Source organism: Burkholderia sp. Ac-20365 (assembly GCF_017104715.1).
Taxonomy (GTDB): Bacteria; Pseudomonadota; Gammaproteobacteria; order Burkholderiales; family Burkholderiaceae; genus Paraburkholderia.
In genome coordinates this window covers 149,177-157,937 of sequence record NZ_JAAGPI010000023.1, presented here as the reverse complement: position 1 = coordinate 157,937, position 8,761 = coordinate 149,177, and the positions used below count along the sequence as shown (strand labels likewise).

The following is an 8,761-nucleotide window of genomic DNA, read 5'->3' as shown; positions in this document are numbered from 1 at the left end:
AGCGGCGCCTCGCGTTGCTCGACTGGGCGCATACGCGCGGCGCGCTCGTCATCGAAGACGACTACGACAGTGAATATCGTTTCGAAGGCAGGCCGCTCGCGGCGTTGAAGAGTCTGGACCATGCGGGCCATGTGATCTATTGCGGCACCTTCAGCAAGCTGCTGTTTCCGGCGCTGCGCATCGCGTATGCGGTGCTGCCCGAGCGTCTCGTCGAGCCGTTCGTGGCGGCGTGGTCATTGACGGGCCGGCACGTGCCGCTCGATCAGCAGGCGACGCTGCACGCGTTCATCGCCGAAGGGCACGCGGGCCGTCACGTGCGGCGCATGCGCGAGCTGTATGGCGAGCGGGCGCAAGCGCTGCACGATGCGGCTCGCCGTCATTGGGGCGGCCTGCTCGCGCTGCCGCCGATCGTCGCTGGTCTGGATGCGCCTGCATTTCTGCCCGCCGGGACGGACGATGCACTTGCCGCACGCCTGGCTGCCGATGCCGGTGTCGAGACGCGGCCGTTGTCGTCCTATGCGATTCAGCGCGCGGCGCCCGCGGGACTGGTGCTTGGTTTTGCGGGTGTCGACGCGGAGGAGATCGACGCGGGCGCGCGTACGCTCGCCCGCGTGCTGCAGAAGATGCTGTACAGGACGTGACGTCGATAATCAGGGTGGCAGCACGAGCGGGCCGCAATTCGAATCGGTGACGAACACGGCGAGCAGTTTCGCGGGCTTCGCGGGATCGGTGTTTTCGACGGAATCGTGCAGGGTGCCGGGCGGCTCGAACCATGTCTGGCCGCTGCGATAGTCGATGGCCGGGCCGCTGTCCAGCCGCGAACGCAGCGTGCCCGAGATCACGTAGGCCGTCACGGCGCCCGGATGCCGGTGCGCGCCTGTGTAAGCACGCGGCGGGAAGTCCACCAGCGCAGTCGTGATGGATTTGCCGGGCACGTTTGCAAGCGGTTCACACGACAGCACGCGCGAGCTTGAAGTCGGGCGCTGGGCGGCTGCATCGGGTGAGGCCGAAGCATCGCTCAACAACGGCGTGCTGCACAGTGCGTCGAGCCATGGCATCGCGGGGCGCGTCGGCAACACGGCGAGCGGCGCGAGCGCAAGCGCGGTGACGGTGGCGAACGTGCGCGCGTGCCTGCCGTTCGTGCTCGTGAACAGGTGAGCGGCATTCATCGCGCTGCGGCCTGTTCGCTTGCGGCGAGGCGCCGCCAGCCGGCGGACCAGCCTAGCTCGCGCTTCGCTTTTTCCGTCGATACGACGGCGTTGTCCTCGGCGATATTGAACACGCCGGCGCGCGCGTGCCGCAGTGCGAGCAGCGCCGCATGTGCCGCGGCATCGACATGGACGGGGCTTGCGCCTTTTGCGTGATCGGCACCGGTGCCGGGGCCATAGAGGTGCCCGTACCGCAGCACCGTGCCGATCAGCGGTGCGGTCAACACCTGCGTCTCCAGCGACACGACGCCGCGCACCGTAACGAGACGGTTGCCTTCGGCGTCCGTGTCGAGCAGGTGTGTTTCGTCGTAGGGTTGCGTGCCTTCGCGATACGCCCACGCAATGCTCTGCGCGACGAAGCGCTTGCTGCCCGCCTCGCGCGCCGCTGCAATCAGATTGCGGGTGCCTTCGTCGCGGATCCGCGCATTGGCAGCGACGGCCTGTGCCATTTTCGCGGGATCGAGTGCAGGCGGCAGGTCGGTCAGCTGGTGGATCACTGCTGCGGGGCGGATGCTCCGCAGTGCGTCGGCCAACTTGCGTGCGTCGAACACGTCGACGATCACGGCGGTCGCGCCCGCGCGTTCGATCTGCGCCGCGCGCTCTGCGCGGCGCGTACTGCCATAAACGGTGTAGCCCGCATCGACCAGCAGCGGTACGAGTGCGTTGCCGATCGCGCCCGCCGCGCCTGCCACGAATACTGTCGCGTTCATTCCGATCCTCTCCATGTGTGCCGGGCTTCGAAGCCCATAGTGGGAGATTACGAATGAAAATGGATGATAGAAAGATCCATTATCGACAGATTCATTGAGCCATTATCAATTGCGCTGCAAAGCAGACGGCGGCTTCGGTAGCAGCACGCTTTCGCGTGCCGCACGGAAGCCGCCGTGCAGAAACGTTCAGCTACGCTTAGAACTTGTGACGGATGCCGAGGTTGACCATTTCCTGATGGCTCGTGCCTGCATAGCCATACGAGCCAATCGACGCCTGCGCGTCGGTGATCGTGTTGGTGTTTGCGTCGCGCGTCTGGCCGCTGGCGTGCTGATACGCAGCCGTCATATAGAGATCGGTGCGCTTGGACAGGTTGTAGTCCGCGCCGAGCGAGACCTGATGGTACGTCGCCGACGTATCGCCGTTCGAGTGCGTGTAGCTATAGCCGACGCCCACCAGCGTCGCCGAGTTCACCTGATAGTTCACGAAGCCCTGACCTGTGTTGTAGCGCTCGTTGGAGCTGAAGATCGAGCTGTCGTCGCGGCGATACTGCGCGTTGCTGTAGCCGAGACCGAACGTGAACGAGCCGGCCGTGTACTGGCCGGCCACGCGTGCAATGCCGATCGAGTGAGCCGTCTGGTAGCCGAGGTTCACCGGGCCGTCGAACGTGCCGTCGGACGTGCTGTTCCAGGTCGTGCGAATGCCTTCCGATGCCGGGCTGTTGGTCGTGTAGTAATAGCCGGCAGCAAGCCCGATCGGGCCATTGTTGTAAGCGACGGCACCCGAATACGACTGCTCGGAACCCGTGCTGCCCGCCACGCCGCCAAACGAATACATCGCTTCGAATTGCAGGCCTGCGAAAACGGGTGACGTGTACTTCACGGCGTTGTTCACGCGGAAGCTGTTGTCGTAGTTGTCGACGTCGCCGGCTGTTGCGAATGCGCTGCCGAAGTAGTTGTCGGCCGTGATGCCTTGCACGAGATCGATCAGCGGATCATATTGACGGCCAAGTGTAATGGAACCGTATTGATCCTGCGTCAAGCCGACATAGGCCTGACGGCCAAACAGGCGGCTGCCCTGGCCCATCTTGCCCGTGCTCGGATCGAAGCCGCTTTCGAGTTGAAAGATCGCCTTCATACCGGCACCCAGGTCTTCGCTGCCTTTGAGGCCCCAACGCGTGCCTGACAGATTGCCTGCGCTGGTATTGCCAAGCGACCACAGGCTGTTATTGCCCGATGCGTTGTGAACGTAAGTGATCCCCGTATCGATCGTGCCATACAGCGTAACGCTGGTCTGTGCGTGTGCGGCGCTGGTGGCGGTGGCCAGTGCGGCCAGCGAGATCATCGAGAGGGCAGTGCGCTTCATTCTTCTCTTCTCCTGCGTGTGGTAAAGCGTTTGAATGATCGAGAGACTAATGGCGCACGCAACAAATGTAAAAAATCCAAAAAAACGGTATTAGTGTTATTCACAACACGAGTTCATGCGATTATTGCGGCCTTATACAAACAGTATTGCGGTGCTTATGTTTATTCAGGCATGGCGTGCTGGATTGTTTTTAGCGGACGAAGATTGAAGCGTATTGCGACCGCTATTTCGCTGCATCATGTTGTGAATGGGAATATTGCGGGAACAACGATAATGAATTGCACGTTGCGGGGTTTATCGTTTCGCGCAATGCTTTAGACTTGCCCGTGTTTCATCCTGTCTGCACGCAGCAGACAACACGCTTGAACGCGGCTTCTCGCCGCGTTTTTTTTCGTCCGCTGTTTTCGTGTGGATGAAGCGTAGCGCCGCGCACGAAGGGCTCGCGCGCGGTATGGAAAGACGTCAGCCCTGATCGCCGCCGCCCACGGGCAGCACGGTGCCCGTGATGTAGGACGCTTCGTCTGAAGCGAGAAAGAGAATCGCGCCGACCTGTTCGTCGATGGTGCCGTAACGATGCATCAGGCTGGTGGCTTTCGTCTGGTCGACAATGCCCTGATACCAGAGCGCTTCCTGTTCCGTCTGCTGTTCGGTGTTGCGCGGCACGCGGCGCGGTGGCGCTTCCGTGCCGCCCGTTGCAACCGCATTGACGCGGATGCCGTCGGCCGCATGCTCGAATGCGAGGCTGGCTGTCAATGCGTTGACGCCGCCCTTCGATGCCGCATAGGGCACCCGATAAATGCTGCGCGTTGCAATCGACGACACATTGACGATTACGCCGCCCTTACGTTCGATCATCGAAGGCAACGCGGCGCGGCAACACCAAAGCGTTGGAAACAGCGAGCGACGCACTTCCGCTTCGATCTGCGCTTCATCGTATTCCTGATACGGCTTGGCCCAGATCGTGCCGCCGACATTGTTGATCAGCACGTCGATGCGTCCGAATGCGCCGAGTGCCGCATCCGTCAGCTTGCTCGCGCCTGCATACGTTTCCAGATCGGCGATCACGGCGATGCAGCGCGCGCCCGGCGCAGAGATTTCGGCTGCGACTTCATGCACGAAATCGGAGCGGTCGCACAGCACGACCGTCGCGCCTTGCCTCGCGGCCGTGACCGCGACGCTGCGTCCAATACCTTGCGCCGCGCCCGTCACGACGACCACTTTTCCTGCGAAGCGTTGATTCATGATGGTCAGGCCGCGTTGGTGGCAGAGAATTTTTCGTAGTGAAAGCTTGCGGGCGTGACGCCGATATCGCCGAGCCAGCCACGCACCGCATCGACCATCGCAACAGGACCGCACAGATACACGTCGACGTCGCCGCCGTTCAGCCACGCGGGGTCGACATGCGCGGTCACATAACCTTTGAGCGGGTGATCGCTCGAAGGATCGACGACACAGGTCCGGTATTCGAAGTCCTGCAATTTGCCTTGCGCGTCATCGAGCTTGGGCAGCGCAACGAGATCAGTGTCGCTGGTCACGCCGTACACCATGCGCACGGGCTGCTTTGCGGTGTCTTTTGCCGCGAGCACGTCGAGCATCGACAGGAACGGTGCGATGCCTGTGCCGCCCGCGAGAAACAGCACGGGCCGCGTCGCATCGCGCAGATAGAACGCCCCATACGGACCGGAGAACGCGACGCGTTGCCCCGGCTGCGCATGCTCGCTCAGATACGTGCTCATCTTGCCTTCAGGCACGTTGCGCACGACGAACGACACACGCGATTCGCCAGGCGCCGAGCTGAATGAATAGGAACGCGACAGCTCACTGCCCGGTACCTCGACATTCACATACTGGCCTGCGAGAAAGCTCAATTGATCGGGTGCATCGACATCGATAGAAAATTCGATGGTCGAGTCGGACAGTTTCTGCACGTTGGCGAGCGTGCCTTCGTGACGCGCAACGCCCGTCTTGCATGCCGTCGATGAAGCGGGCACACGGATCACGCAATCCGAGCGCGGACGCGTCTGACATGCGAGCACATAACCTTGCGCGGCTTCTTCCGGCGTCAGCGCGTCTTCGATATAACTCGATTCAGGCAGATCGTACGAGCCCGATTCGCAGAAGCCGCGGCACGTGCCGCATGCGCCGTCGCGGCAATCGAGCGGGATGTTGATTTTTTGCCGGTACGCTGCGTCCGACAAGGTTTCATTGTCGCGGCATGTGATGAAGCGCGTGACGCCGTCTTCGAACTGGAGTGCGATGCGATGTTCCATGAACTGCTCCTGTGCTGCGGATTGCTGCTCGTGCTGCTGCCCAATGTGGCGAACGATGTAGCGGACGATGCAGCGCTCAGATGTGATAGATGTCGATGACCTGATTGATGTAGTCGTTCTTCAACACGACGTACTTGTTCAGGATGCGCGGTGACGCGCCATTGAAATCGATCACATAACGCGACATGCCGAAATAGCTGTAATTGGTTTTGTAGCGATGGCTCAGCGTGTGCCAGTTAAAGCGCACGGTGCAGACGCCATCGTCGTTGCTCTCAAGTTCTACGTTGCTGATGTTGTGGCTCGTGCGCGTATCGGGAATCGTCGCGCTCGATCGCTCGGTCTTGATGCGGAAGATGCGGTCTTCGAGGCCCTGGCGGCTCGGGTAGTAGATCAGTGAGATTTCGCGCTGCGGATCCGTGATCAACTGGTCGGTGTCGTCCCACGACGGCATCCAGAACACGGCGTCCGGGTGATACAGCTCGAGCCACTCATCCCATTGCTCGTCGTCGAGCAGGCGTGCTTCGCGGTACAGAAACGTCTGGATATCCGTGAGTGCCGGCGCAGTGATAGTCGTGCTCATGCCGCGCTCCCTTCTTTCGCGAGTGCATCGCGGATCGTTTCGACCCAATAGCGGTGCTGGATGGTGTAGAGACCTTCGTCCTCTGTCTTGACGCCGCTGAGCAGCGGCTTGAGACCGATCTTCTGCGCGCCTTCGTCCGCGCCTTCGATCCAGTGCGTCGAGCCGCGGCACATGTCGTTCCATTCGACCGAGCGTGCGGCATAGCCTTGCTGGCATGCACGGAATTCTTCGAGATCGTCGGGCGTCGCCATGCCGCTCACGTTGAAGAAGTCTTCGTACTGGCGGATGCGGCGTGTGCGCGCTTCATCGGATTCGCCCTTGGGCGCGATGCAGTAGATCGTCACTTCCGTCCTGTTCACCGACAGCGGCTTGAGCACGCGAATCTGCGAACCGAACTGATCCATCAGATACACGTTCGGATAGAGGCACAGATTGCGCGAGTTCTGGATCATCCAGTCCGCGGTTTCGCTGCCGCACCGTGCGGCGAATTCATCGCGGCGGGTGAAATTGGGGCGGTCTTCGGGATTGGCCCAGCGCGACCAGAGCAGCATGTGACCGTGTTCGAACGCGTAGAAGCCGCCGCCTTGACGGCCCCAGCCGCCTGCGTCCATGGCGCGGATCTTGTCTTCGGCAGCGTTCTTTTCCTTGCGCTGGTTGGTCGTCGCCGCGTAATTCCAGTGCACGGCCGACACGTGATAGCCATCCGCGCCGTTTTCGGCCGTCAGCTTCCAGTTGCCTTCGTACGTGTACGTCGACGAACCGCGCAGAACTTCGAGACCGTCTTCCGATTGATCGACGATCATGTCGATGATGCGCGCGGCCTCGCCGAGAAACTCGGTGAGCGGCTTCACATCGGGATTCAGGCTGGCGAACAGAAAGCCGCGATAGCTTTCGAAGCGCGCGACTTTCTTCAGATCATGCGAGCCTTCGTGGTTGAAGCATTCGGGATAACCCGCACCTTCGGGGTCTTTCACCTTGAGCAGCTTGCCGCTGTTATTGAAGGTCCAGCCGTGGAAGGGGCAGGTGAAGGTCGCTTTGTTGCCGCGCTTGTGACGGCACAGCATGGCACCGCGATGCGTGCACGAGTTGACGAGCGCATTGAGTTCGCCCTGGCGGTTACGCGTGATGACGACGGGCTGACGGCCCATCGTGGTCGTGAAGTAGTCGTTGTTCGACGGGATCTGGCTTTCGTGCGCGAGGTAGATCCAGTTGCCTTCGAAGATGTGCTGCATTTCCAGCTCGAACAGCGCTTCGTCCGTGAATGCGCTGCGGTGCAGGCGATAGTCGCCACGCGCGGTGTCTTCGACCAGATAGTCGTCGATGTGCTTGAGCTTCGGACTGCGGTCCGGGTAGATGGGGATCATCACGTGTCTCCTGTACGGGGTTTGTCGCAACCCGAAAGGTATAATTTGTGAGGGCGCTGCGTGTGAGTGAAGAGTAGTTGGCGGACATACGGTGCGTCCAACACTGATTTAGTATCAGTTCAATATCCAAGGGGTATCGTCATGGAGCTGCGCCATCTGCGTTATTTCGTCGCCGTGGCTGAGGAGCGCAACTTCACGCGGGCTGCGCAACGTCTGCACATTGCGCAGCCGCCGCTGAGCCGGCAGATGCAGCAGCTCGAAGATCTGCTCGGCGTGCAGCTGTTCGTGCGCAATTCGCGGCCTGTCGAATTGACGGATACGGGGCGTTTTTTCTACTCGCACGCGGTGCAATTGCTGGCGCAAACGGCCGAGCTCGAATCGATGACGCGGCGCGTGGGGAAGATCGAGCGGAGTCTTTCTGTCGGCTTTGTCGGCTCGACGCTGTACGGGATGTTGCCGAAGATCATCCGGCGCTTCCGTACCGAGCACAGCGCGGTCGAACTGACGTTGCACGAAATGTCGACGATGGACCAGATCAAGGCGCTGAAGGAAGGCACGATCGATGTCGGGTTCGGGCGCATTCGCCACGAGGACCCGAGTATCAGGCGGATCGTGTTGCGCGAGGAGCGGATGATCGTCGCGTTACCGCTGGGGCATTCGTTATCGGAGTTGAAGCCGGTTTTGTCGCTGCACGATCTGCTCAATGAGACCTTGATTATTTTCCCGAAGGCGCCGAGGCCGAGTTACGCGGATCAGGTGTTGGCTGCGTTTCGCGATCGCGGGTTGGAGCCGGCTCGAATCTACGAGACGCGGGAGTTGCAGATAGCGTTGGGGCTGGTCGCCGCCGGCGAGGGGATTTCTGTTGTGCCGAGTAGCGTTTATGGTCTTAAACGCGATGATGTCAGCTATGTCGAGCTTGATGATTCCAATCTGGTTTCGCCGATTATCATGAGTATGCGAGTGATGGATGAGTCAGAAGATTTGACTCAGATGCTAGAGCTGATTTATCGCCTCTATGAAGAGGCTCAGATGGAGTATTTGCCGCCGCATGAGGGCGGGTAGTGGTTTGGTTTTGGTTTTTGCTTTTGCTTTTGCTTTTGCTTTTGCTTTTGCTTTTGTCTTGCGACGCTGGGGTGGTTGCGCCTGACTTTACGCTGGCATCCGCGATATGACTTACCCCTTCACGCGTTGCCCCTGTGCGGGGCGGCACTTACTTTCTTTGCCGCCGCAAAGAAAGTAAGCAAAGAAAGCGGGCTAACACCGCCC

Annotated in this window: 9 protein-coding genes; 2 read left to right on the top strand and 7 right to left on the bottom strand. The window is 60.7% G+C overall.

Features of this window, described 5'->3' with window-relative positions; genetic code table 11:
* Positions 1 to 641: PLP-dependent aminotransferase family protein (locus tag G3O01_RS30035; protein ID WP_205810225.1), on the top strand; the 641-nt coding region annotated here is incomplete at its 5' end.
* Between the two features lie 9 nt (positions 642 to 650).
* Here the strand turns inward: G3O01_RS30035 and G3O01_RS30030 are convergent.
* From G3O01_RS30030 to benA, 7 genes are all read right to left on the bottom strand, one after another.
* Positions 651 to 1,169, bottom strand: coding sequence for a cupin domain-containing protein (locus G3O01_RS30030; RefSeq protein ID WP_205810224.1), 519 nt, complete (start codon positions 1,167 to 1,169; stop codon positions 651 to 653).
* Positions 1,166 to 1,918: an NAD(P)H-binding protein gene (locus G3O01_RS30025; protein ID WP_205810223.1), complete on the bottom strand. Its 753-nt coding sequence runs from the start codon at positions 1,916 to 1,918 to the stop codon at positions 1,166 to 1,168. The genes G3O01_RS30030 and G3O01_RS30025 overlap by 4 nt, the downstream gene beginning before the upstream one ends.
* Positions 1,919 to 2,114: 196 nt before the next feature.
* On the bottom strand, positions 2,115 to 3,281 hold the full coding sequence (locus G3O01_RS30020; RefSeq protein WP_205810222.1) for a porin: 1,167 nt from the start codon (positions 3,279 to 3,281) through the stop codon (positions 2,115 to 2,117).
* Between the two features lie 462 nt (positions 3,282 to 3,743).
* Complete coding sequence (locus tag G3O01_RS30015) at positions 3,744 to 4,523, bottom strand: 1,6-dihydroxycyclohexa-2,4-diene-1-carboxylate dehydrogenase (protein ID WP_205810221.1); 780 nt, start codon at positions 4,521 to 4,523, stop codon at positions 3,744 to 3,746.
* A gap of 5 nt (positions 4,524 to 4,528) precedes the next feature.
* Positions 4,529 to 5,551, bottom strand: a complete 1,023-nt coding sequence (gene benC, locus G3O01_RS30010) for a benzoate 1,2-dioxygenase electron transfer component BenC (protein ID WP_205810220.1) — start codon at positions 5,549 to 5,551, stop codon at positions 4,529 to 4,531.
* Positions 5,552 to 5,627: 76 nt separating this feature from the next.
* Positions 5,628 to 6,119 carry a benzoate 1,2-dioxygenase small subunit gene (gene benB, locus G3O01_RS30005; protein ID WP_205810231.1) on the bottom strand — a complete coding sequence of 164 codons (492 nt, stop codon included), beginning with the start codon at positions 6,117 to 6,119 and terminating at the stop codon, positions 5,628 to 5,630.
* 8 nt (positions 6,120 to 6,127) lie between these two features.
* A complete protein-coding gene (gene benA, locus G3O01_RS30000; protein ID WP_205810219.1) occupies positions 6,128 to 7,495 on the bottom strand; it encodes a benzoate 1,2-dioxygenase large subunit in 1,368 nt (455 codons plus the stop codon).
* 141 nt (positions 7,496 to 7,636) lie between these two features.
* Here benA and G3O01_RS29995 point away from each other — a divergent pair, with 141 nt between their 5' ends.
* Positions 7,637 to 8,557 (top strand): LysR family transcriptional regulator, encoded by a 921-nt coding sequence (locus G3O01_RS29995; protein ID WP_205810218.1) that lies wholly within the window; start codon positions 7,637 to 7,639, stop codon positions 8,555 to 8,557.
* The last annotated feature ends 204 nt before the right edge of the window (positions 8,558 to 8,761 follow it).